The following is a 21408-nucleotide window of genomic DNA, read 5'->3' as shown; positions in this document are numbered from 1 at the left end:
AGTAAGGATAATTATAATGAAAAAAATACTCGTGTTTTTACTGGCCGGTACGGTAATGCCTGCGTGGGGCGGCATATACATTTACGGCACCCGTGTCATTTATCCGGCACAGAAACAAGAAATCACCGTGCAGTTAATGAATGAAGGCAGTCGCAGCTCGCTGGTTCAATCCTGGATAGATGACGGAGATACCAGTCTGCCACCCGAAAAAATCCACGTGCCATTTGTAATGACCCCTCCTGTGGCAAAGGTCAGCGGAGGTTCTGGTCAACAACTGAAAATTAAGCAATTGGCAAATACGCTACCGGAAGATCGTGAAAGTCTTTTTTTCCTGAATGTGTTAGATATTCCTCCTAATTCTGCGGAATCAGAAGGCAAGAACATGATTAAATTTGCTATGCAGAATCGCATCAAATTTATATATCGCCCGCAGGGTATCGCCGGTATAGATGAAAAAAGCTTTTCTCGCTTAAGCGTCAGAGATATCAGCGGTGGCATTAATATCAAAAATAATTCTGCAAACTGGATTACTATTCCTGAACTAGTGGGTAATTCAAAAATAAACAGCGAGACAGTGTTACTTGCTCCGTGGTCAGATAAAAAGGTCGTCACCGCTCCTGTCGTTAATCATTACAAGGTTACTCTTATTGATGATCACGGAAACTACTTAAGTGAAAAAATAAAAACGGAAAGATAGTCAAGGATTGATTATGTCAAAGATAAATTCTATTACACTGTCAATCCTGTCGGTGTTGGCCACTTCATCCGTATGGGCTGAAGAAGACACGTTTGATACCCACTTTATGATCGGTGGTTTGAATGGTGAGAAAATCTCTCGCTATCAAATTGATGGCGATAAGCCAATGCCCGGTATATATGAAATGGATGTTTATCTTAATAATAAGTGGCGTGGTCGGTACGATATTGATATTAAAGACGATCCCGAACTGACATGTCTGTCCTGGGCACAATTGCAGCAAATTGGTATTCGCACCGGGAACATTAAAACGGATAAACAAGAAGGCTGCGTGCCGCTGCGTGCAGCAGTGCAGGGCGGCAGTGTTAGTTATGACATTGGGGAGTTTATTCTAAATTTAAGCGTGCCTCAGGCGTATGTGGTTGAATATGAACCAGGATATATGCCGCCTGAAACCTGGGATCGTGGGGTAAACGCTTTTTATACCTCTTATTACGCCAGCCAGTATTACAGTAATTATAAACACGGTGGTGATGATAAAAGCAGCTATGTGAACCTGAATAGCGGGTTGAACCTGCTGGGGTGGCAGTTGCATTCAAGTGACAACTATACGAAAGGTAACGAGGGCAACGGCAAATGGAAGAGCAACACGTTATATGTGGAACGTGGTGTGCCGTCGATTCTTGGTACATTGCGCGCCGGTGACATGTATACCGGGGCAGATATTTTTGATGCCGTACGTTTTCGTGGTGTGCGTATCTGGCGCGATATGCAAATGTTACCAAACTCAAAACAGAATTTTACCCCTGTAGTTCGTGGGATTGCCCAGAGCAACGCCCTGGTAACCATCGAACAAAATGGTTTTGTTATTTACCAGAAAGAAGTACCACCAGGCCCATTTGCTATTGATGATCTACAACTCGCTGGCGGCGGTTCGGATTTAGATGTCAGTGTGAAAGAGGCTAACGGTTCGATATCTCATTATCTGGTGCCTTTTTCATCTGTGCCAAATATGCTGCAGTCTGGCGTATCGAAATATGATTTCGCTGCAGGGCGTAGCCATATTGAAGGGGCTGGCAATCAGTATGATTTCCTGCAAGGGAGTTATCAGTATGGTCTGAACAATCTGCTAACGGTCTATGGCGGTACAATGCTGTCGCAAAACTATTCTTCATTTGTGCTTGGGACCGGCTGGAATACCCCCATTGGCGCAGTATCGGTAGACGCCACGCGATCGCATAGCGAGCAAGATAATGGTGATGTTTTTGATGGTCAGAGCTATCAGGTTGCATGGAACAAATATGTCACGCAGACCGGTACGCAGTTTGCACTGGCAGCTTATCGTTACTCCTCGCGGGATTATCGTACCTTTAATGACTACGTGTGGGCGAATAATAAAAATAACTATAATCGCGATAAGAACGATGTTTATGACATTGCGGACTACTATCAAAACGACTTTGGCCGCAAGAACAGTTTTTCACTGAATATAAATCAAGCGTTACCCGAAAACTGGGGATCCCTGGCGGTTAGCGGCCTGTGGCGCGACTATTGGCAACGCAGTGGAAATGGCAAAGATTATCAACTTAGCTACTCTAACGCATGGCAGCGAGTTAGCTATACCGTTGCCGTGAGTCAAACGTACGATGAGGATAACCACGAGGATAAGCGTTTTAACCTGTATATCTCCATCCCGTTCTCGTGGGGGGACGGTATTTCCACTCCTCGACGCGATCTGTTCGTCTCTAATTCCACGACGTTTGATAATGACGGCTTTCAGTCGAATAACACCAGCTTAAGCGGGGTGACGGGTCATCGCGATCAATTCAGCTATGGTGCCAATCTCAGTCAGCAACGACAGGGGAACGAGACAACGGCGGGCGTTAGCATGGTCTGGCGCGCGCCAGTGGCGACTGTAGGCAGTAGTTACAGCCAATCGAATAAGTATCAACAGGCCAGCGGCAATATTCAGGGGGGGATCGTGGTGTGGTCTGAGGGCGTGGCTCTGACTCCCCGGCTTTCAGATACATTCGCCATTGTTAAAGCGCCTGGGTTACAGGGTGCGGCTGTGCAAGGGCATCGTTACCTAACAACCAACAGTAAAGGTTACGCGGTTTACGACAGTCTGACGCCGTACCGGGAAAATATGCTGATGCTGGATCTTTCCGACACTAATAGCGATGTGGCATTACTGGGCAATCGAAAAGGTACAGTACCCTATCGCGGTGCGGTCGTGATGACGGAGTTTGAAACCGATCGGCGCAAACCCTGGTACTTCCTGGCCGAGCGTCCGGACGGCTCTCCGTTATCTTTCGGTTATGAAGTGGAAGATGATATCGGTAATAATGTTGGTCTGGTGGGGCAGGGTAGTCGGTTATTTATTCGCACCAACGACATTCCCGCGTCGGTACGTGTTGCAGTTAATAAACAGCAGGGACAGTTCTGTACAATTACCTTCGATAGGGTGATTGATGAGAATAAAGTCTATATTTGCCGATAAGGATGCAAGATATGAAAGGATACGTATTTTTGATATTTTTGCTGCTGTCATCCTTTGGTGCTGATGCCGGGTGTACATTTCAGACAAAAAATGGCGGGTTAACGACAATTAATCTGGATATGACATCTGGAACAGCAACAAATCAAATTAATCTCAGTTCCAGTGGCAACATAGTGTGTACAGCTAACAGTGATAGCTTATATTATACAACACCGCTCAAGGATTACATTGTTGCAATTCAGGGGGGCAGCGGCAAGAAGGTTTTAATTAATATCAATCTGACCAGCAATGATTTTCCAGTAAGTATTGGTAAGAAAACGGTTAGTGCCGGCGAAGTGCTGGATACCAAAAGTTTCACCATCTCAGCAAGATATGTAAATTCAGGGACTATTAAGCAGACAGTATCCGGTGATGCGTTTAGTCTGAGCGACCCGGCAGTAAGTATTACCTCTGATAATTCTTGTACTTCAAACTGGTTAGCTTATCTTTATTGCTGGGTTACCGGACGTTTATCGAGTAATTCAGCTTTTACACAGAATTTAAGCTTTACAGTAACGCATAAACCCACCACGTGTCAGTTTTCATTACCTCGATACGAAATTAAAATGCCAGATACCACATTGAATGAGATGCTCACGGTTAATAATACCAAATCGGGTTCCACAAATCTGGTATTGAATTGCGAAAGTATATATAACGTTACTACCAATCCCGTCACTTTTAAAGTGGTGCGCGGTGACTGGGATGAAAGCGGGAAAATACTAAAAAACACGATAGCGAATGGCGCCAAAGGGGTGGGGTTCCAGATATATAATGGCACCGCGACTTCTCCTCTAAAACAGGGGGATAATCTGATGAACAGAATGACCAAACTGGAAGCAATCAGTAATCAGTACACTTTCCCTATCACTGCGAAATATGTTCGCGTGACAGGGGAATCATTAATGCCTGGTGAAATACAAAGTAAAGTGATATTTGCAGTATCTTATGACTAATTGATTTGCGGGTATTTCACGTACTTTCTTGCTGAAAGTACGTGTTTTTTCTATTAACGATGATAAAAAATCTCGCCGTCGTAGGCTTTAATGATCTTACCGTCAGCATCGTTGATCAGCACGTACGCACCACCCATGTAGGTCCAGTGGGTACCGGCGGTAGGTGCTGGCAGGTTGCGTTGGTTCCATTGCTTAATCGCATATTCGTCAGTACGGTACAGCGGTGGGACCGTGTCACCAGGTTTAAAATGGGTAAAATCGGCAATGAAACCGCTCAACTCATACTTATCAATTCCGGTGGGAGCAGCTGTTGCGGCCGGCGCGGCCCAGACGACGCTGCTTGCAAGCAGGAGTGCACCCAGCAACATTTTATTCTTCATACCCATCCTCTTTACCTGTTCGGGTCATCAACATCAGTCGTGTATCATTCCTGGCTTATAGGGCATCTGACAAGAACTTTTTTGTTATCACGCCAGTCATTTCGTAAAAAGTGTAAATGAATGTACAGAATAGCTGCAACCTTACCCCGTAATTTCGTGGAGGGCCATGGTGCTGCGCTAATTTACATCATCAAGCGTAGGCAGTATTCTGTTACCGAAACTTGTGTTTCAACGACTCGGGGTGCCCTTCCTGGTGAAGGCTGAGAAATACCCGTACCACCTGATCTGGATAATGCCAGCGTAGGGAAGTCTGACACTGCTCGTGTCCCTTCTTCGCGCGGGCAGGAGCTGAACCATGCAGCCTGACCTGCACAGCCGCACACTCGCGGCTCACACCTTACACCAATTTAGAACGCTTTCCCCTCTCACACACTGCATGACCAACGAGGTCGTGCAAAGCTTTACGGCCAATACGCTGCTGGCGCTGGGCGCATCACCTGCAATGGTAATCGAGCCCGAGGAAGCCAGTCAGTTCGCGGCTATTGCCAGTGCATTACTGGTTAACGTCGGCACCTTAACCCGGGAACGGGCTACGGCGATGCGCGCCGCAGTTGAGCGGGCACAACTTGCTAAAACCCCGTGGACGCTCGATCCCGTTGCCGTGGGGGCGCTGGAGTTTCGTCGTCGCTTCTGTCTGGATTTGTTGGCGCTACAGCCTGCAGCTATCCGCGGCAACGCTTCGGAAATACTGGCTCTGGCGGGTATTAACGGCGGGGGACGCGGCGTGGATACGACCGATACGGCAGCCGCTGCGCTTCCCGCAGCGCAGGCACTGGCTCGTCAGGTTGGGACCATTGTCGTGGTTACCGGCGAAATTGACTATATCACCGATGGTCAGCGTACCGTCTGCGTGAACGGGGGTGACCCGTTGATGACGCGCGCGGTGGGCACCGGATGCGCGCTGTCGGCAGTCGTTGCAGCCAGTTGCGCCCTGCACGGTGACCGGCTTGATAACGTCGCCTCCGCCTGTAGCTGGATGAAACAGGCTGGACAAATAGCCACTCAACAATCAACCGGACCGGGCAGTTTTGTCCCGGCATTTATCGACGCCCTCTATAACCTGAACGCGCAGGAGCAACTATGAAACGGATTAACGCATTAACGATTGCCGGAACCGATCCAAGCGGTGGCGCAGGTATTCAGGCCGATTTAAAAACGTTCTCGGCGCTTGGCGCTTATGGCTGCTCGGTTATCACGGCGTTGGTGGCGCAAAATACGCGCGGGGTGCAGTCGGTGTATCGCATTGAACCTGACTTTGTCGCCGCGCAGCTGGATTCGGTGTTCAGTGATGTGCGTATCGACACCACTAAAATCGGTATGCTGGCGGAAACGGATATTGTTGAAGCGGTCGCCGAACGCTTGCGTCGCCATCGGGTGCAAAATGTCGTGCTGGATACAGTGATGCTAGCGAAAAGCGGCGATCCGTTGCTGTCTCCTTCGGCGATTGAAACGCTGCGTACCCATTTGCTGCCGCAGGTTTCGATTATCACCCCAAATTTACCCGAAGCAGCGGCGCTGCTCGGGGCTCCCCATGCGCAGACTGAGCAGGAGATGTTAGAGCAGGGAAGGGCGCTGCGGGCGCTGGGTTGCGAGGCGGTGTTGATGAAAGGCGGTCATCTGGAGGATGCGCAAAGCCCCGACTGGCTCTTTACCCGTGATGGCGAGCAGCGTTTTACCGCGCCAAGGGTGATGACCAAAAATACCCACGGTACTGGCTGTACGCTATCGGCGGCACTGGCGGCGCTGCGTCCGCGCCATGACAACTGGGCACAGACAGTGCAGGAAGCTAAGTTGTGGCTTTCAGCGGCATTGGCGCAGGCCGACACCCTGGAAGTCGGTGAGGGAATTGGTCCGGTGCATCATTTCCACGCGTGGTGGTAATGAGTATACTGGCTGCAGAAACGGCTGCAGGAAAAAGATAAATGGAACAAGCGCATACCCAGCTTATCGCGCAACTGAATGAACGTATTTCCGCGGCAGATAACACGCCGCTGTATATGAAATTTGCGCAAACGGTGAAAAACGCTGTGCGTAGCGGGATTCTGGAGCATGGAAATATCCTGCCCGGCGAGCGCGATCTCAGCCAATTGACTGGCGTTTCGCGAATTACGGTTCGTAAGGCGATGCAAGCCCTGGAAGAAGAAGGCGTCGTGACGCGCGCCCGCGGTTACGGGACGCAGATCAACAACATCTTCGAGTATTCGCTAAAAGAAGCGCGTGGTTTTTCACAGCAGGTGGTGTTGCGCGGTAAAAAACCAGATACGCTGTGGGTTAACAAGCGGATTGTGCCTTGCCCGGAAGAGGTAGCGCAGCAGCTGGCTGTTGCCACGGGGAGTGACGTCTTCCTGCTCAAGCGCATTCGCTACGTAGATGAAGATGCGGTTTCTATTGAAGAGTCATGGGTTCCTGCCCATCTAATTCATGACGTGGATGCCATCGGCGTTTCACTGTATGACTATTTTCGCAGCCAGCATATTTTCCCGCAGCGCACCCGCTCACGTGTCAGTGCCCGAATGCCTGACGCAGAGTTCCAGGCGCACATTCAAATGGACAGCAAAGTGCCGGTGCTGGTGATCAAGCAGGTAGCGCTTGACCAGCAGCAACGGCCCATTGAATACAGCATCAGCTATTGTCGAAGCGATCTATACGTGTTTGTGTGCGAGGAGTAACGCCTCGCGCGTAGGGGCGCAATCGCCGCCGCGATGCCCTACCACCCAGGACGCCACGGCGTTTCCAAGCAGTACCGCGTCAGCCAGCGACCAGCCAGACGCCAGTCCGGCCAGCATGCCGCCAGCGTGGCTGTCACCAGCGCCAATGGTATCAACGACCGCTGTCGCAAATGCCGGTACGCAACCGGAAGTTTGGGTGCTGAAATACCACGCACCGTCTTTATCGTGGCGTACCACCACCGGTGTGGCAAAACGTTGCACCCATTGTGCGCCAAAACCTTCTATATCCTGGCTTAATGCAAACCGCTCGGCGGCAATTTCCGCCTCCTGCCGATTGAGCGATACCAGTGGACGGCAGGCCATAATTCTTGCCAGTAAGGGCTCGGGAATGTCGCCGATGCGTGGGCCAAAATCGATAAACGGCGTCACTTCCTCCAGCCCTTCCAGCCAATGCACCAGCAACTCACCACACGGAGAGGCTAACTGATAGCCCGAGAGATAAACCAGGCTGTGACGTGGGATCTCCAGCTGTGCCAGCCAGTCAGCGTTCCACTGATTTTCGACGCCACTAAAGGACATAAAGGTACGTTCGCCATCCGGCTCGACCAGAGCCAGGCACCAGCCGTTATCGCCTGCGGCGTTATCGATCAGGCTGTGCAGTCCCTCTTTTGCCATCCGGTTGCGGATAATATCGGCCCACACCCCCTGACCCAGCGGTAAAGCATTACTGGCGTCGATACCTAACCGCTTGAGTGCTACGGCAATATTGAGCGCGCAGCCGCCAACGTTCACCCCTTGCTGTTTGAGTTCAATGTCACATCCGCGCCAGGGAAGGGCATACGCATCGGCAATGACATCAATCACCGCCGCACCCACCACAGTAACGGGTCGCTGTGTGCGTAACTGCGGGAGAAGTTGTTGCAGACGCGTGGTGCTCATAGTGCCTCCCGCTGCTCGCGCAGTCGCATCAATCCACTGGCGTAGCGGATAAAGTCCAGCTGATTTACCGCATCGAGCTCATGTTTCAATGCCGGATTAATCGCACTTACGCCGTGGAGCGCGCCACAAATGGCAGTTGCCATCGCCCCGATGGTGTCGGTATCGCCCCCGAGGTTCGCGCACAGAATGGCGCAGCGGTTAGGATCGGTCTGCGCCAGCTCAACCATAGCGATGGCGCAAGGCACGGATTCAATGGTACTGGTTCCGGCCCCCACAACCTGATACAACTGCTCGCAGGCAGACTCAATGCCGTCAGCGTTACGGACAATTTTCAGCGCCAGCTCAAGGCGTGCACAGAGCGATGCGCTAAAGGTAGTGATCCTTTTTTGCTGCGCATGCCGGGCAATGGCTGGCAGCGCGTCGACAATCTCTGACCATTTTCCGCCGTCGATAGCGCGTGATACCGCCCACGCGACCACCACTGCGCCAGCGATAGCCAAATCCGATTTATGTGTCGGGCTGGAGGCTAATGCCACATCATCGATAAAGGCATCGAGATCGCGCGCGGGGAGCAGGCATCCCAGCGGTGAAACGCGCATTGCCGCTCCGTTGGTAACGCCGTTATTTTCCAGTTCGGCGACAGGTTTGCCGTCGCGAATGGCTTTTAGCGCAATTTTTGAGGTCGGGCCGAGCACGTTTTTATTAAAAGCATCAAAACGTTCAGCCCAGCCCAGAATATTGCGGCCAATAACGTCGGGTACAATCTCTCCGTCGCACTCAAGCAGGGCATCAGCCAGACACAGCGCCATGGAGGTGTCATCAGTGAACTCCGCCTGGTTAAAATAGCAGGCGGCATTATTCTCCGCAGGGCCGGGTAAAAAACGGTCGATCCAACCGAAATGGGCTTTAACCCGGGTTCTTGGCCACAGTTCCGACGGCATACCCATCGCATCCCCTAACGCCTGCCCATAAAGAGCACCGAGAATACGTTCTGCTTTCATTTTACTTCCCCTTGTTTCAACGCTACATCGCGATCGTCCACCTTAATGGCGGTGATTTCTTTATCTGACTCGCGAAAGAAAATCATAAACATTACGGCAATGACGGCGATCATGACCGCGCCAAATCCCCACATGCCAGCCCAGTTAAAGGTAAGACCATTCACCGGTTCCTGATAAGCAAACATTTTTTCCATCATCACGCCGCCCAGACGATAACCGAGCAGGCTACCGAATCCCTGACAGCAGAGGGTGATAAGCCCTTGCGCCGCGGTGCGCATATGTACGGGCGCTTTTTTATCGACATAAATGTAGGCTGTGACGTAGTAGAAGTCGTAACTGACGCCGTGCAGCAGAATGCCGAGAAACAGCAGAGCGTAAGTGAAATATTCTTCCGCGCCGCCGTAAACGAAAAATCCGTAGCGGATAGCCGCAGTAATAAGACCAAGCAGCAATACCTTTTTAATGCCAAAGCGTTTGGTGAAAAACGGTAGCGCCAGCATAAAGAAGATTTCAGAGAACTGGCCCAGCGTCATCCAGCCGGTGGCGTTTTTCATCCCGACTTCTGTCAGATAACCGTTGGCGAAGATGTAATAGAACGCCAGCGGCATCGCGAACAGAAAAGAGCAAAAGAAAAAGACGAGGAAGTTCTTATCCCGCAGCAGGATTAGCGCATCCAGACCCAGCATGACCTTGAAATCCATTTTGCCGGTACTTTTCGGCGGTGTATCCGGTAAAAAGAACGCAAAGACGCCCAACAGAGCGGAGCTTCCGGCAGTGATAAGCAGAGGAATATTGGTAGGGGAGATGTCACTATAGCCAAGCATTTGCGGTAAGAAACCGCAGGCCAAACCAGAGGCGATCCAGCCAATGGTCCCCATCACACGGATGCGCGGGAAATCACGCTCAACGTCACTGACGTTGGCAAAAGCGATACTGTTGGTCAGCGCAATCGTCGGCATATAGGTCAACGAATAGGCCAGTAACAGCGGGAAAAATCCGCTGAAGGTGGTTTGCTGCGCGGCGAAGTACATTAAAATAGCGCCGACGAACATCAGCACCGCCAGCACTTTTTGCGCGGAGAAAAAACGGTCAGTGACAGAGCCGACCAGGATGGGCGACAGGATCGCGGCAATTGCGGTACAGGCGTAGGACCAGCCGATCTCCCCGGCGCTAAAGCCACTTTTACTCAGCCACAGCCACAGCGGTACAAACCAGGCGCCCCAGATAAACCACTCTACAAACATCATGAACGACAGCTTAACTGTAGTTTTCATCTTTAAATCCTTCATGACAGGTAAGGTACGCACTGATAGTACCATTCGATAATACCTTTAAAATACCTTTGAGGTCTAAATTTGACCGCCTTAACATTATTTCTTCCTGAATCGAGCCAGCAGAAGTTGCTGAAAAGTGCGCTAAAGATGGAAAAAAAACGCAGTCGGTACCAGGCTTATTGCTGCCCGCAACAAAGCGGGTCAGGACAATCCACATTCCGGTTTCAAATCGGAACTTACGGGAGCATAGCTATGACTGATATTGCGCAGTTGCTTGGCAAAGATGCCGACAACCTTTTACAGCATCGTTGTATGACCATTCCTTCTGACCAACTTTACCTGCCTGGACATGATTACGTCGATCGCGTGATGGTGGATAACAACCGTCCGCCAGCGGTGCTGCGTAATATGCAAACGCTGTATAACACGGGCCGACTGGCCGGGACAGGTTATCTGTCGATTCTACCGGTGGACCAGGGCGTGGAACACTCCGCGGGGGCATCGTTTGCGGCTAACCCGCTGTACTTTGATCCGAAGAATATTGTGGAACTGGCTATCGAAGCAGGGTGTAACTGCGTGGCATCGACCTATGGCGTGTTGGCTTCCGTCTCCCGTCGCTACGCGCACCGCATTCCGTTTCTTGTAAAAATTAACCACAACGAAACGCTGAGCTACCCCAATACGTTTGACCAGACGCTGTATGCCAGCGTAGAACAGGCATTCAATATGGGCGCGGTTGCGGTAGGGGCAACCATCTATTTCGGTTCAGAGGAGTCCCGTCGCCAGATTGAAGAGATTTCTGCGGCGTTCGAGCGTGCTCATGAACTGGGGATGGTCACCGTGCTATGGGCGTATCTGCGTAACTCCGCGTTTAAAAAAGATGGCGTGGATTACCATGTTTCCGCCGATCTCACCGGGCAGGCTAACCATCTGGCAGCCACTATCGGGGCGGATATCGTTAAGCAGAAAATGGCGGAAAATAACGGCGGGTATAAAGCAGTCAACTTTGGCTACACCGACGATCGCGTTTACAGCAAGCTGACCAGCGACAACCCAATCGATCTGGTGCGTTATCAGCTGGCGAACTGCTATATGGGGCGCGCCGGATTAATTAACTCTGGCGGTGCGGCTGGCGGCGAAACCGATCTGAGCGATGCGGTACGTACGGCAGTGATTAACAAACGTGCTGGCGGCATGGGGCTGATTCTTGGACGAAAAGCATTCAAGAAAACCATGGCTGACGGCGTTAAGCTGATTAACGCCGTGCAGGATGTTTATCTGGACAGCAAAGTCACCATTGCCTGATCCCCGTTGGGGTGTCGTCGTGTTAACGCAGTAGCGGACAACCCGGCGGCAGTCTGCAACGTAGCGCTGCGGGCAGGATTTCAATATGAAATTCTTGTCCGCTAAGCGGTTCGCCATCGAGATTAAACGTAATTTCGTGCGGGGCGCGGATATCAAACCACGATGATGCGCCTTCGATGATGTTAGGGTTGTCTTCGGATTGCGTTAACGCCGAAAGCAGCCCTGGCAGCAGCTCTTCGCCGGTAAAAATACGCAGTTGCAGCAGACCATCGTTGATCAGCGCCGTCGGGCAAAGCTGTTGCCCACCACCGGCCTGACGACCATTACCGATACCAATGACCAGCGCCTTACCCTGCCAGTGAAAATCTTCCCCACGAATGTCGCAGATGTCGGGTTTGAGCGTATCCATGCGCATTAATCCGTGAATAAAGTACGATACGCCACCTAATGCGGCCTTGAGTTTTTCTGGCGTCTCGCTGGTGATGCGTGTGCCGAAGCCGCCGGTCGCCATATTGATAAAACAAGTTTTATCATTGACCTGAACCATATCGATATCAGTCGCATTTCCGGCGATAGCCAGTTTTAACGCCTTATCAAGGGCGTCGGGTATGCCTACGCTGGTTGCAAAATCATTCGCCGTTCCCAACGGTAAAATACCGAGAGCCGGGATATTGCCGCCCTGCGACTGGATCAGCGCCGTCGAGACTTCGTTAATTGTGCCGTCGCCGCCGCCGGCAATCACCGTTGCAACACCTAACTGGCGAGCTTCATCAACGTAGCGTTGTGCGTCGCCTTTTTCCCAGGTAACGCGAACATGGATTTCCACGCCTTCATCGCGGAGCTCTGCAATGACATCACGCAGGGGGAGATTATCAGCACTTTTTCCGTTGAGGATCAGTAAACTGGCAGGGAACGCTATCATCCGTTTGCCTCACTTTTTTTCATTTTAACAAGTGTACGCCAGGAATGGGTTTATGGCGTAAGAACTGACTGAAAGCGAAGGCGAAGAGATAAAAAAAGCCGCAGGATGCGGCTTTTCAGATTGGGTGGACGTTACTGTGGGAACCACTGATCGCTGATTTTTTGGTACGTGCCGTCAGCTTTGATTGCGGCCAGCGCGCTATTCAGTTTTTCCAGCAGGGCTTTGTTATCCGGGCGAACCGCAATGCCAAGACCAGTACCGAAGTATTGTGGGTCGGTCACTTTGTCAGTGGCTACACTTAACTGCGGGTTGGTTTTCAGCCACTCGTTAACCACGGCTGTATCGCCAAATACGCCATCAATACGACCATTTTTCAGGTCGATAATCGCATTCTGATAGCTGTCGTAGGCCACGGTTTTCACTTCAGGGTGTTTGTCCTGCAGGTATTTCTGGTGCGTGGTGCCGTTTTCCATGCCAATGCGTTTCCCTTTCAGGTCGGCAAAGGTTTTATAGGTGTCTTTTTTCGCAATCACCAGCGCGGAGTTTGCATAGTAAGGCTGAGTAAATGCCACCTGCTTGCTACGCTCTGGCGTGATGTCCATTCCGGAAATCACCGCATCATATTTTTTGAATTTCAGCGCGGGAATCAAGCTATCAAAAGCATGATTGGTGAAAGTACAGTCAGCTTGCATTTGTTTGCACAGTGCCGTTGCCAGGTCGATGTCAAAACCGACAATTTTATTGCTTGCATCCAGTGACTCAAATGGCGGATAAGTCGCTGATACACCGAAACTAATTTTATCAGCAGCTGAGGCGCCAGCGGCGAAAGTAGCAAGTAATGCGGCCAGTACTAACTTTTTCATGGTGGAACTCCCGTCTGTCAATCTTATGATTATTTACCGTGTCTGCGGCGTGAATTAACAATGCCACTTAATGAATTTATATGCAATAAAAATGATTAGTTATTTTTAAGGATATAAAAAAAGACGGACAATTTAGGTTGTTGTCCGTCTTTTTTATTTTGGCTTTATGCATATTCACCGGAGAGTGTACAACGGAAGATGAATCGTAGCCTGATAAGCGTAGCGCCATCAGACATAAAAACCGATTTAATTCCGGTGTTCAAACGCCAGAGCTTTACGTTCGATCAAGCGCATCATCAGCGTCAGCAAACCGTTGACGATCAGGTAAATCACACCCGCCGCGCCGAAAACCATGACGTCATAAGTGCGACCATACAGCAGCTGACTATAGCCCATGACTTCCATCAGCGTGATGGTGTATGCCAGTGAGGTACTTTTAAACACCAGCACCACTTCGTTGGAATACGAGGAGAGGGCGCGTTTAAAGGCGTACGGCAACAGAATCGCCAGCGTATCCTTCTTACTCATCCCCAACGCTCCACAGGACTGCCACTGGCCTTCCGGGATTGCGCGGATAGCACCGTAGAACAGTTGAGTGGTATAAGCCGCACTGTTTAACGATAGCGCAATTAAGGCGCACAGCCACGGTTCAGAGAGCAGGTGCCACAGTACCGGATACTCCTGTAGCGTCGGGAACTGCCCTGGCCCGTAGTAGATCAGGAAGATTTGCACCAGCAGCGGAGTACCGGTAAACAACGTGATATAGGCGCGAACCAACCAGACCACAATCGGCGTTTTTAGCGTCAGGATGACGGTGAAAACCAGCGCCAGCACCAGAGCAACCACGATGGAGGCGACCGTCAGCGTCAGGCTGGTATGCAGCCCTTTTAACAATTCAGGTAAATACTCAAGCATTAGCCTGGTCTCCGCTCAAATCGTGTCGCGCGCAGGTCAATGCGTTTGAGAATGTACTGACTCACCAGCGTAATCACCAGGTAAATAGCCGCCGCCACAATGTACCAGGTAAACGGCTCCTGGGTACGGGTGGCAATGCTCTTGGTTTGCAGCATCAGATCGTTCACGCTGATAAGGCTGACCAGCGCGGTATCTTTCAGCAATACCAGCCACTGGTTACCCAGTCCCGGCAGAGCGTGACGCCACATCTGCGGCATCACCAGGCGAAAGAAGATCGCGGCTTTAGACAAACCCAACGCCTGACCTGATTCCCATTGTCCGAGTGGTACGGCCTTCAGCGCGCCACGCAGCGTTTGCGACGCGTAAGCCGCATACAACAATGACAGCGCAATCACACCGCACAGGAACGGGCTGACGTCGAAGTTTTCGATCTGCATCTGAACCGGGATTTGTACAAACCCGAGATTGATCGTAAAGCCATCGGCCAGCGTCAGCAGCAGCTGTGAAGAGCCGAAATAGATGAACAGAACCACCAGAATTTCCGGCAGACCACGCAGGATGGTGACCAGAGCTGAGCCCGTCCATGCTACCGGACGCCATTTTACTGACTCCCAGACGGCAAAAAACATGGCGAGCGCGAGGCCAATAATCAGCGCACAAACGGCAAGGCCGACGGTCATCCCGGCGGCGCTTGCTAAAGGAAAAAATTCATTCATCAAGTATTACTTCTGGAACCATTTGTTGTAGATGGTCTCGTAAGTCCCATCTTTCTTCACTTTTTCCAGCGCAGCGTTAAATTTCTGCTGCAGCTCGGTATTGCCCTGGCGCACAGCGATGCCCAGACCCGTACCGAAGTAATCTTTATCCGTCACTTTGTCGCCAACTGCGGCCAGCTTTGGATTATCTTTCAGCCATTCGGTCACCACTGCGGTATCACCAAATACGCCGTCAATACGACCATTTTGCAGATCGAGTTTGGCATTCTGGTAGCTGTCATACGGTACGGTGGTCACTTCCGGATGTTTATCCATGATGAATTTCTGGTGCGTAGTACCGTTTTGTACACCGACTTTTTTGCCTTTCAACTGGTCAATGCTGGTGTATTTACCCTGTTGGCCAACAAACAGGGCAGAGTTGTCGTAATACGGGGTGGTGAACAGAACCTGTTTTTCACGCTCTGGCGTGATGTCCATACCGGCCATCACCGCGTCAAAACGACGGAATTTCAGGCTCGGGATCAGGCTGTCGAAGGCCTGATTGGTGAAGGTACAGGTCGCGTCAATCTCTTTACACAGCGCATTCGCCAGATCAACGTCAAACCCTACGATTTTGTTATTCGCATCAATAGATTCAAACGGAGGATAAGACGCTTCGGTGGCGAAACGGATGGTTTGGGCTGCGGTAGCGGAAAGGCTAAAACCTGCGATTAGCGCGGCAATCAGAACTTTTTTCATTGTATTGTCCCGAATCTTAGTGAGAGAGATAGTTTTTAAACGCTTCGGTTTGCGGGTTGGCAAAGCAGCTCGCATCCCCAAACTCGACGATATGACCGTTTTCCATATACACCACACGGCTGGCCGTTTTACGTGCAACTTCCACTTCGTGGGTGACGATCACCTGAGTAATGTTGGTTTCCGCCAGTTCACGAATGATGCTGACGATTTGGGCAGTAATTTCCGGATCAAGCGCTGCGGTAGGTTCATCAAACAGCAGCACCTGCGGCTCCATCATCAACGCGCGGGCAATGGCCACACGCTGTTGCTGGCCACCGGAGAGATGCAGTGGGTAGCGATCGCTGTACGGCTTCAGGCGCAGACGTTCCAGCAATTTTTCGGCACGCGCCAGCGCTTGATCTTTTGTCAGACCCAGTACGCGGCAGGGCGCTTCAATCAGATTCTGCACAACCGTGAGATGCGGCCAAAGGTTGTATTGCTGGAAGACCATGCCCACGTTCTGACGCAGCTCCCGAATGGCTTTGTCTGACGGGGTCTTCGTGAAGTCGAAACGGTTACCCGCAATAGAGAGCGTGCCCGAGCGCGGCATCTCAAGCAGGTTGAGTACGCGCAGCAGCGAGCTTTTCCCGGCTCCACTTGGGCCAAGTAACACCAGTGTTTCACCCTGAGGGCAATCCAGCGTGATATCGAACAGCGCCTGATGTGCGCCGTAGAAGCAGTTAATGCCGTTTAATTGAATACTCATTGACACTCGATACTGGCAGTCTGATAGCTATTGAAGCCGCAGATACTACCTTTGACAGAATAGTTATGCAATATTTATGCGTTAAAAGTTAAATGCAAACCGCATTCTTATCTAAACATAGCACAAAATAGCGGGGCCACCAGTGGGCAAGAATAATTGTCGGCATTCTATGCAGAATGCCAGACAATTTATGGGGGTTATGATTAAAGCGGGTGAATGGGGCGGTTAGCGGTTTTCGACAGACTGGCGCAGCGTCCCGGCTGGCGCGTGTACGCTGCCGCCCAGATAGCGGACATCGTCAACTACCCAGCACTGGCCTTCGCGGATCATCAGCACTTCATCACGCCAGCTTTGGTCACCCTGTTTAAGCTCTACGCGCAGCGGAATGTTGCGTGCATCACTATTCGGAATGGTCGATGCGCTGGCGACGCTGGCACTGTCCGGTAACGTAGCGCGACTAGAGAACGGATCGCTGTTAAACAGATCGCGATGCGCGTTATCACGGCTGGCATCGTTCAGCAGTTTCGCCAGATTATCGCTGAGGTACGGACGAAGGGGGGGAATGTCATTGTTTCGGTGCTGAATACGGTAATCATAGAATTGTTGAGCCACGCTGTCTGGCCCGCCTTCTACGCATGAGCCGCTACGCGTGCCGTTATCTTTGTAGGCCGGCGTTACGGTAGTACAGGCGCTGAGAAGTAGTGCACATGGAACCAGCAGAGAGAGTTTCGAGTAGCGCATAATGATTTCCTTATTAGCTTTCTACTATTAGTGTTCTACGTTGATTTACATGTCATACTTCAAGTTGCTTGTGCGTTGGCTACGTGCGTTCACCCCAGTCACATAGTTATCTATGCTCCTGGGGATTCACTCTCTTGCCGCCTTCCTGCAACTCGAATTATTTTGTGTAAAGAATATATCCTTTCAATGATAGTGGATCGGTTCGATAATGCTTTTGAGATCGTGCTCTTAGCGCAAAAAGGAGATTTACCATGCAGTTTTCGACTACCCCTACGCTGGAAGGGCAGAGCATCGTGGAATACTGCGGTGTTGTGACTGGCGAAGCCATTTTAGGCGCGAATATCTTCCGCGATTTCTTCGCCGGCATTCGCGATATCGTCGGCGGTCGCTCCGGCGCGTATGAAAAAGAGCTGCGTAAAGCGCGTGAAATTGCTTTTCAGGAGCTTGGTGAACAGGCAAAAGCGCTCGGTGCTGATGCGGTAGTCGGTATCGATATCGATTACGAAACCGTGGGCAAAGACGGTAGCATGCTGATGGTGAGCGTCAGCGGCACCGCGGTGAAAACTCGCCGATGAAGCGTTTGTTGTCTCTGCTGGCATTAACGCTGCTGCTGGTAGGATGTGCTGGCGAAAAAGGGATTGTCGACAAAGACGGGTATCAGTTAGATACCCGTCGTCAGGCACAGGCTGCTTACCCGCGCATTAAAGTGCTGGTTATCCATTACACGGCCGATGATTTCGACTCTTCTCTGGCTACGCTGACTGATAAAAACGTCAGCTCGCACTATCTGATCCCGGCAGTGCCGCCGCTCTACCACGGCAAACCGCGTATCTGGCAACTGGTAGCGGAAAAAGATCTGGCCTGGCATGCGGGGATTAGCTTCTGGCGCGGCGCTACGCGAATTAACGATACCTCGATCGGCATTGAGCTGGAAAACCGTGGCTGGCAAAAATCGGCGGGCAGCAAGTATTTTGCGCCGTTTGAACCCGCGCAAATTCAGGCGTTAATCCCCTTGGCGAAAGATATTATTGCCCGTTATGACATAAAACCACAGAACGTGGTGGCCCATGCGGATGTCGCACCGCAGCGCAAGGACGATCCAGGTCCGCTGTTTCCATGGGAAGAACTGGCTGCGCAAGGAATTGGCGCGTGGCCGGATGCTCAGCGAGTGGCGTTTTATCTTGCCGGGCGAGCGCCCGATGCACCGGTAGAAACCTCATCATTGCTCGATCTGCTGTCGCGCTATGGTTATGAGGTAAAACCTGAAATGACGCCGCGTGAACAGCGGCGGGTGATTATGGCCTTCCAGATGCACTTCCGCCCGACCTTGTGGAACGGCGTGGCGGATGCAGAAACTCAGGCGATTGCCGAAGCGTTACTGGAGAAATACGGGCAGGGTTAACGCGGCAGCTTGCCGTGGTCACGCAGCCAGGCCGCGGTACGCTCAATCCCTTCATCCAGCGTCACAACGGGCTGATAACCTAATTCTTCCTGAGCGCGGGTGGTATCCAGCGTAAAGTCAAAATTCAGCTTCGAGACGCCGTAATGCGTAAGCTTTGGCTCTTTCGCCGATTTATTGCCTAACCGCTCCATGCTGCGGGCAATCATATCCAGCATCGGGTAGGGCACGGATCGGATACGACAATCAATATTTAGCTCGTCGATGAGTTTCTGCACAATACTGCGCAGGGTGCGATGCTCGCCGTTGGTAATGTTGTACGCACGACCCGACGGCAGATTATCGCAGGCTTGCTGACTTGCCAGCCACATCGCGTGCACCGCATTCTCGTAGTAGGTCATATCCACCAGCGCACTTCCGCCGTGCGGCAACAGAATGCTGCCGTAGTGGTACATCATATGGGCCAGGCGCGGGATAAAAACTTTATCGTGTGGTCCGAACAAGCTTTGCGGACGCAATACCGTAAAACGGGTCTGCGGGTTGGCCTGTGTCAGCAACGCAATCACATCTTCGCCAGCCGCTTTACTGCGGGCGAATTCATTGGCGAAGCGTTGGGGGCGGAAGTCCTCTTTGATATCGCGATGGTGGTGATAATCGAAATAGAGCGACGGTGATGAGATATGAATGAAGTTACGAACGCCCCAGGCCACGGCCCACTCGCCCAGACGGCGGGTTGCGCGAACGTTGGCCAGATCGAAGGCTTCCTGAGTTCCCCATGGTGAGGTAAAACTGGAGCAGTGCCACAGCGTATCGATACCGGCGAGCATCACTTTTGCCTGCGAAGAGACCAGCTCGGTCAAATCGGCATGCACAAACTCTGCGCCCATTTTCTCCAGCAGCTTGCCCATCGCTTCGTTGCGACCGGTAGCTCTGACGCTGACGCCTTTGCTGCATAAAAACTCAACCGCGTTTCGGCCTAAGCCGCTGGTGGCTCCGGTAACCAGTACCTTCATATCAATCCACTGTGTTTAAAAAACGTCGTGCGCATTCTTCCGTGAATTTCGTCTGTATGCAATGGGAAACATGAAAGAATACAGGCTCTTTTTATCATGAGTCTGTGATTTGTTCTGCAAGTTTAGCAATACGCTTCGCCATCCCTCTAAAAATGAACAGATGCGCCGGGATCATCAGCAGCCAATAGAAGAGGCCTGGCATGCCGTGCGGATGCCACCAGGCGCGGACATCAATGCGTCGGTGGTCGCCTTTATCTTCCAGCGTGAAGCTCAGTCGACCCAATCCTGGCGCTTTCATCCCAAACAGCAGCGTCAGCTGTTTTTCTGGCTCAACGATGATAACTTTCCAGCTATCAACGGTATCGCCAACCTGCAACAGAGAGTGTTGCGGTCTGCCTTTCGCCAGCTTATGGCCGACCAGCAGGTCCAACGCCGCGCGCGTTTTCCATAAAATATTGCCAAAGAAATAGCCTTCTTTGCCGCCGAGGCGATTCACCACCTGCCACAGCGCCTGCCGACTGGCGGAGGTTTCAACGCTAAAGCCAGCTTGTTTAGCGAAATAGCCATATTCGGGGCGCCAGCGGGCAAATGCCTGCGCGTCGTAACCCCAGTCGCTGGAATTGACCAGCTTTTCTTCTTCTTTCAACGTGCTGCGCACCGCGTCATCAAAGGCAATCAGCTTTTGCGGGATCAGCGTGCGTAATTCGGTGTCATCGGCCAGCAGGTCGTGTTTTAACCCCTGTATCAGCGCTTTTGCCGTGGTCGGCGGCACTGACGTTATGACGTTCAAAAACCAGACCGAAATCCAGCGGGTAGGAAAGGGGACAGGGATGAGCAGGCGATGTTTACCGCTGACCGCCATAAAATGCTCGAACTGCTCCTGATAGCTCAATACCTGCGGCCCGGCGGCTTCGAGCACGCGGTGTTGGCGTGTAGGATGATCCAACAACGCCACCAGGTAGTACATTAAATTCTCCAGCGCGATAGGTGTGGTACGCGAGCGCACCCAGCGCGGAGGGGTGAGTACCGGCAGGTTGTAGACCATGTCGCGCATCACTTCAAAGGCGGCAGAACCTGCCCCTACGATAATACCAGCGCGCAATTCGGTCATCGGCACGCCTGATTCGCGCAGGGTGTCCGCGGTTATCTGTCGCGCACGCAGATGATCGGATTGTTCATGCCGGGGAGCCTGTAATGAGCTCAGGAAAATAAGCTGTTTGACTGGCGTATCACGTAGCGCATCGCGCACGTTCATTGCTACCTGGCGCTCATGGGCGATAAAATCACCGCCTTCTCCCATGCCATGGACCAGGTAATAGACCGTATCAACGCCGGTCAGCAGCGGCGTTAGGTTATCTGGCCAATTCAAATCGACCTTATGGCAACTGACGTTGGCCAACTGCTGCTTTTCCAGTCGCTCGATGCGGCGTGCCGCAGCCAGCACCTGATGCCCTTGCTGACTGAGCGCCTGTACCAGATGCTGACCAATGTAGCCACTGGCGCCAAGAACCAAAATCCGTTGCGGCACGCCCATCT

General features: G+C 51.7%; 22 protein-coding genes and 1 riboswitch. Of the genes, 9 read left to right on the top strand and 13 right to left on the bottom strand.

What is annotated here, in order from left to right; translation table 11 throughout:
• Window positions 1-16: 16 nt before the first annotated feature.
• From BZK42_RS05990 to BZK42_RS05980, 3 genes are read left to right on the top strand one after another with little or no spacing between them, the layout of a single operon-like run.
• Entirely contained in the window at window positions 17-697 is a 681-nt protein-coding gene (locus BZK42_RS05990; protein ID WP_080858895.1) for a fimbrial assembly chaperone, read from the top strand.
• Window positions 698-710: 13 nt separating this feature from the next.
• The gene (locus tag BZK42_RS05985) at window positions 711-3197 is read left to right on the top strand and encodes a fimbrial biogenesis outer membrane usher protein (RefSeq protein WP_080858894.1); all 2487 of its coding nucleotides are present in this window, start codon (window positions 711-713) and stop codon (window positions 3195-3197) included.
• Between the two features lie 11 nt (window positions 3198-3208).
• Window positions 3209-4192 (top strand): fimbrial protein, encoded by a 984-nt coding sequence (locus BZK42_RS05980; protein ID WP_046275443.1) that lies wholly within the window; start codon window positions 3209-3211, stop codon window positions 4190-4192.
• A 53-nt stretch (window positions 4193-4245) separates the two neighbouring features.
• On the opposite strand, the gene BZK42_RS05975 is transcribed toward BZK42_RS05980, so the two are convergent.
• On the bottom strand, window positions 4246-4578 hold the full coding sequence (locus BZK42_RS05975; RefSeq protein ID WP_019077205.1) for an RcnB family protein: 333 nt from the start codon (window positions 4576-4578) through the stop codon (window positions 4246-4248).
• 221 nt (window positions 4579-4799) lie between these two features.
• A riboswitch (TPP riboswitch) is annotated at window positions 4800-4896 on the top strand.
• A 31-nt stretch (window positions 4897-4927) separates the two neighbouring features.
• On the opposite strand from BZK42_RS05975, the gene thiM reads away from it, so the two are divergent.
• The 3 genes from thiM to BZK42_RS05960 are packed head-to-tail and all read left to right on the top strand — an operon-like array spanning window position 4928 to window position 7301.
• Window positions 4928-5716, top strand: coding sequence for a hydroxyethylthiazole kinase (thiM, locus tag BZK42_RS05970; protein ID WP_053388836.1), 789 nt, complete (start codon window positions 4928-4930; stop codon window positions 5714-5716).
• A complete protein-coding gene (thiD, locus tag BZK42_RS05965; protein ID WP_049041098.1) occupies window positions 5713-6513 on the top strand; it encodes a bifunctional hydroxymethylpyrimidine kinase/phosphomethylpyrimidine kinase in 801 nt (266 codons plus the stop codon). The genes thiM and thiD overlap by 4 nt, the downstream gene beginning before the upstream one ends.
• A gap of 41 nt (window positions 6514-6554) precedes the next feature.
• Entirely contained in the window at window positions 6555-7301 is a 747-nt protein-coding gene (locus BZK42_RS05960; protein ID WP_016153677.1) for a GntR family transcriptional regulator, read from the top strand.
• Here BZK42_RS05960 and BZK42_RS05955 read toward each other — a convergent pair.
• From BZK42_RS05955 to BZK42_RS05945, 3 genes are read right to left on the bottom strand one after another with little or no spacing between them, the layout of a single operon-like run.
• Entirely contained in the window at window positions 7275-8240 is a 966-nt protein-coding gene (locus BZK42_RS05955) for a PfkB family carbohydrate kinase (protein WP_080858893.1), read from the bottom strand. The two genes, BZK42_RS05960 and BZK42_RS05955, sit on opposite strands and share 27 nt — an antisense overlap.
• Window positions 8237-9241, bottom strand: a complete 1005-nt coding sequence (locus BZK42_RS05950) for an ADP-ribosylglycohydrolase family protein (protein ID WP_065554091.1) — start codon at window positions 9239-9241, stop codon at window positions 8237-8239. The genes BZK42_RS05955 and BZK42_RS05950 overlap by 4 nt, the downstream gene beginning before the upstream one ends.
• Window positions 9238-10515 (bottom strand): nucleoside permease, encoded by a 1278-nt coding sequence (locus tag BZK42_RS05945; RefSeq protein ID WP_016153674.1) that lies wholly within the window; start codon window positions 10513-10515, stop codon window positions 9238-9240. The genes BZK42_RS05950 and BZK42_RS05945 overlap by 4 nt, the downstream gene beginning before the upstream one ends.
• 252 nt (window positions 10516-10767) lie before the next feature.
• Here BZK42_RS05945 and fbaB point away from each other — a divergent pair, with 252 nt between their 5' ends.
• Window positions 10768-11820 carry a class I fructose-bisphosphate aldolase gene (gene fbaB, locus BZK42_RS05940; RefSeq protein WP_016153672.1) on the top strand — a complete coding sequence of 351 codons (1053 nt, stop codon included), beginning with the start codon at window positions 10768-10770 and terminating at the stop codon, window positions 11818-11820.
• Window positions 11821-11842: 22 nt separating this feature from the next.
• Here fbaB and yegS read toward each other — a convergent pair whose 3' ends face one another.
• The 7 genes from yegS to BZK42_RS05905 form a co-directional block, all read right to left on the bottom strand.
• The gene (gene yegS / locus BZK42_RS05935) at window positions 11843-12742 is read right to left on the bottom strand and encodes a lipid kinase YegS (RefSeq protein WP_046275436.1); all 900 of its coding nucleotides are present in this window, start codon (window positions 12740-12742) and stop codon (window positions 11843-11845) included.
• 131 nt (window positions 12743-12873) lie between these two features.
• Window positions 12874-13605, bottom strand: a complete 732-nt coding sequence (artJ, locus tag BZK42_RS05930) for an arginine ABC transporter substrate-binding protein ArtJ (protein WP_080858892.1) — start codon at window positions 13603-13605, stop codon at window positions 12874-12876.
• Window positions 13606-13851: 246 nt separating this feature from the next.
• The gene (gene artM / locus BZK42_RS05925) at window positions 13852-14520 is read right to left on the bottom strand and encodes an arginine ABC transporter permease ArtM (protein ID WP_016153669.1); all 669 of its coding nucleotides are present in this window, start codon (window positions 14518-14520) and stop codon (window positions 13852-13854) included.
• Entirely contained in the window at window positions 14520-15236 is a 717-nt protein-coding gene (artQ, locus tag BZK42_RS05920) for an arginine ABC transporter permease ArtQ (protein WP_016153668.1), read from the bottom strand. The genes artM and artQ overlap by 1 nt, the downstream gene beginning before the upstream one ends.
• A gap of 6 nt (window positions 15237-15242) precedes the next feature.
• Window positions 15243-15974, bottom strand: a complete 732-nt coding sequence (gene artI / locus BZK42_RS05915) for an arginine ABC transporter substrate-binding protein ArtI (protein ID WP_003027298.1) — start codon at window positions 15972-15974, stop codon at window positions 15243-15245.
• Window positions 15975-15990: 16 nt separating this feature from the next.
• A complete protein-coding gene (artP, locus tag BZK42_RS05910; RefSeq protein ID WP_016156950.1) occupies window positions 15991-16719 on the bottom strand; it encodes an arginine ABC transporter ATP-binding protein ArtP in 729 nt (242 codons plus the stop codon).
• A gap of 225 nt (window positions 16720-16944) precedes the next feature.
• A complete protein-coding gene (locus tag BZK42_RS05905) occupies window positions 16945-17460 on the bottom strand; it encodes a lipoprotein (protein ID WP_046275434.1) in 516 nt (171 codons plus the stop codon).
• 251 nt (window positions 17461-17711) lie between these two features.
• Between BZK42_RS05905 and BZK42_RS05895 the strand changes: the two genes are divergently transcribed.
• Both BZK42_RS05895 and BZK42_RS05890 read left to right on the top strand, forming a co-directional pair.
• Complete coding sequence (locus BZK42_RS05895; protein WP_001160725.1) at window positions 17712-18035, top strand: heavy metal-binding domain-containing protein; 324 nt, start codon at window positions 17712-17714, stop codon at window positions 18033-18035.
• Window positions 18032-18862: an N-acetylmuramoyl-L-alanine amidase gene (locus BZK42_RS05890; RefSeq protein WP_065554093.1), complete on the top strand. Its 831-nt coding sequence runs from the start codon at window positions 18032-18034 to the stop codon at window positions 18860-18862. The genes BZK42_RS05895 and BZK42_RS05890 overlap by 4 nt, the downstream gene beginning before the upstream one ends.
• Here BZK42_RS05890 and BZK42_RS05885 read toward each other — a convergent pair.
• Window positions 18859-19872: an NAD-dependent epimerase/dehydratase family protein gene (locus BZK42_RS05885; RefSeq protein ID WP_016153664.1), complete on the bottom strand. Its 1014-nt coding sequence runs from the start codon at window positions 19870-19872 to the stop codon at window positions 18859-18861. The two genes, BZK42_RS05890 and BZK42_RS05885, sit on opposite strands and share 4 nt — an antisense overlap.
• Window positions 19873-19966: 94 nt before the next feature.
• On the bottom strand, window positions 19967-21400 hold the full coding sequence (locus BZK42_RS05880; RefSeq protein WP_016156947.1) for an SDR family oxidoreductase: 1434 nt from the start codon (window positions 21398-21400) through the stop codon (window positions 19967-19969).
• Window positions 21401-21408: the final 8 nt, after the last annotated feature.

It is taken from the genome of Citrobacter braakii (assembly GCF_002075345.1).
GTDB lineage: Bacteria > Pseudomonadota > Gammaproteobacteria > Enterobacterales > Enterobacteriaceae > Citrobacter > Citrobacter braakii.
This window is presented reverse-complemented; position numbering and strand designations above follow the sequence as displayed.

Excerpts from the sequence above, each read along its gene's own strand:
- BZK42_RS05990 (WP_080858895.1), top strand. The coding sequence starts at position 17 with ATGAAAAAAATACTCGTGTTTTTACTGGCCGGTACGGTAATGCCTGCG.
- BZK42_RS05985 (WP_080858894.1), top strand. The coding sequence starts at position 711 with ATGTCAAAGATAAATTCTATTACACTGTCAATCCTGTCGGTGTTGGCC.
- BZK42_RS05980 (WP_046275443.1), top strand. The coding sequence starts at position 3,209 with ATGAAAGGATACGTATTTTTGATATTTTTGCTGCTGTCATCCTTTGGT.
- BZK42_RS05975 (WP_019077205.1), bottom strand. The coding sequence starts at position 4,578 with ATGGGTATGAAGAATAAAATGTTGCTGGGTGCACTCCTGCTTGCAAGC.
- thiM (WP_053388836.1), top strand. The coding sequence starts at position 4,928 with ATGCAGCCTGACCTGCACAGCCGCACACTCGCGGCTCACACCTTACAC.
- thiD (WP_049041098.1), top strand. The coding sequence starts at position 5,713 with ATGAAACGGATTAACGCATTAACGATTGCCGGAACCGATCCAAGCGGT.
- BZK42_RS05960 (WP_016153677.1), top strand. The coding sequence starts at position 6,555 with ATGGAACAAGCGCATACCCAGCTTATCGCGCAACTGAATGAACGTATT.
- BZK42_RS05955 (WP_080858893.1), bottom strand. The coding sequence starts at position 8,240 with ATGAGCACCACGCGTCTGCAACAACTTCTCCCGCAGTTACGCACACAG.
- BZK42_RS05950 (WP_065554091.1), bottom strand. The coding sequence starts at position 9,241 with ATGAAAGCAGAACGTATTCTCGGTGCTCTTTATGGGCAGGCGTTAGGG.
- BZK42_RS05945 (WP_016153674.1), bottom strand. The coding sequence starts at position 10,515 with ATGAAAACTACAGTTAAGCTGTCGTTCATGATGTTTGTAGAGTGGTTT.
- fbaB (WP_016153672.1), top strand. The coding sequence starts at position 10,768 with ATGACTGATATTGCGCAGTTGCTTGGCAAAGATGCCGACAACCTTTTA.
- yegS (WP_046275436.1), bottom strand. The coding sequence starts at position 12,742 with ATGATAGCGTTCCCTGCCAGTTTACTGATCCTCAACGGAAAAAGTGCT.
- artJ (WP_080858892.1), bottom strand. The coding sequence starts at position 13,605 with ATGAAAAAGTTAGTACTGGCCGCATTACTTGCTACTTTCGCCGCTGGC.
- artM (WP_016153669.1), bottom strand. The coding sequence starts at position 14,520 with ATGCTTGAGTATTTACCTGAATTGTTAAAAGGGCTGCATACCAGCCTG.
- artQ (WP_016153668.1), bottom strand. The coding sequence starts at position 15,236 with ATGAATGAATTTTTTCCTTTAGCAAGCGCCGCCGGGATGACCGTCGGC.
- artI (WP_003027298.1), bottom strand. The coding sequence starts at position 15,974 with ATGAAAAAAGTTCTGATTGCCGCGCTAATCGCAGGTTTTAGCCTTTCC.
- artP (WP_016156950.1), bottom strand. The coding sequence starts at position 16,719 with ATGAGTATTCAATTAAACGGCATTAACTGCTTCTACGGCGCACATCAG.
- BZK42_RS05905 (WP_046275434.1), bottom strand. The coding sequence starts at position 17,460 with ATGCGCTACTCGAAACTCTCTCTGCTGGTTCCATGTGCACTACTTCTC.
- BZK42_RS05895 (WP_001160725.1), top strand. The coding sequence starts at position 17,712 with ATGCAGTTTTCGACTACCCCTACGCTGGAAGGGCAGAGCATCGTGGAA.
- BZK42_RS05890 (WP_065554093.1), top strand. The coding sequence starts at position 18,032 with ATGAAGCGTTTGTTGTCTCTGCTGGCATTAACGCTGCTGCTGGTAGGA.
- BZK42_RS05885 (WP_016153664.1), bottom strand. The coding sequence starts at position 19,872 with ATGAAGGTACTGGTTACCGGAGCCACCAGCGGCTTAGGCCGAAACGCG.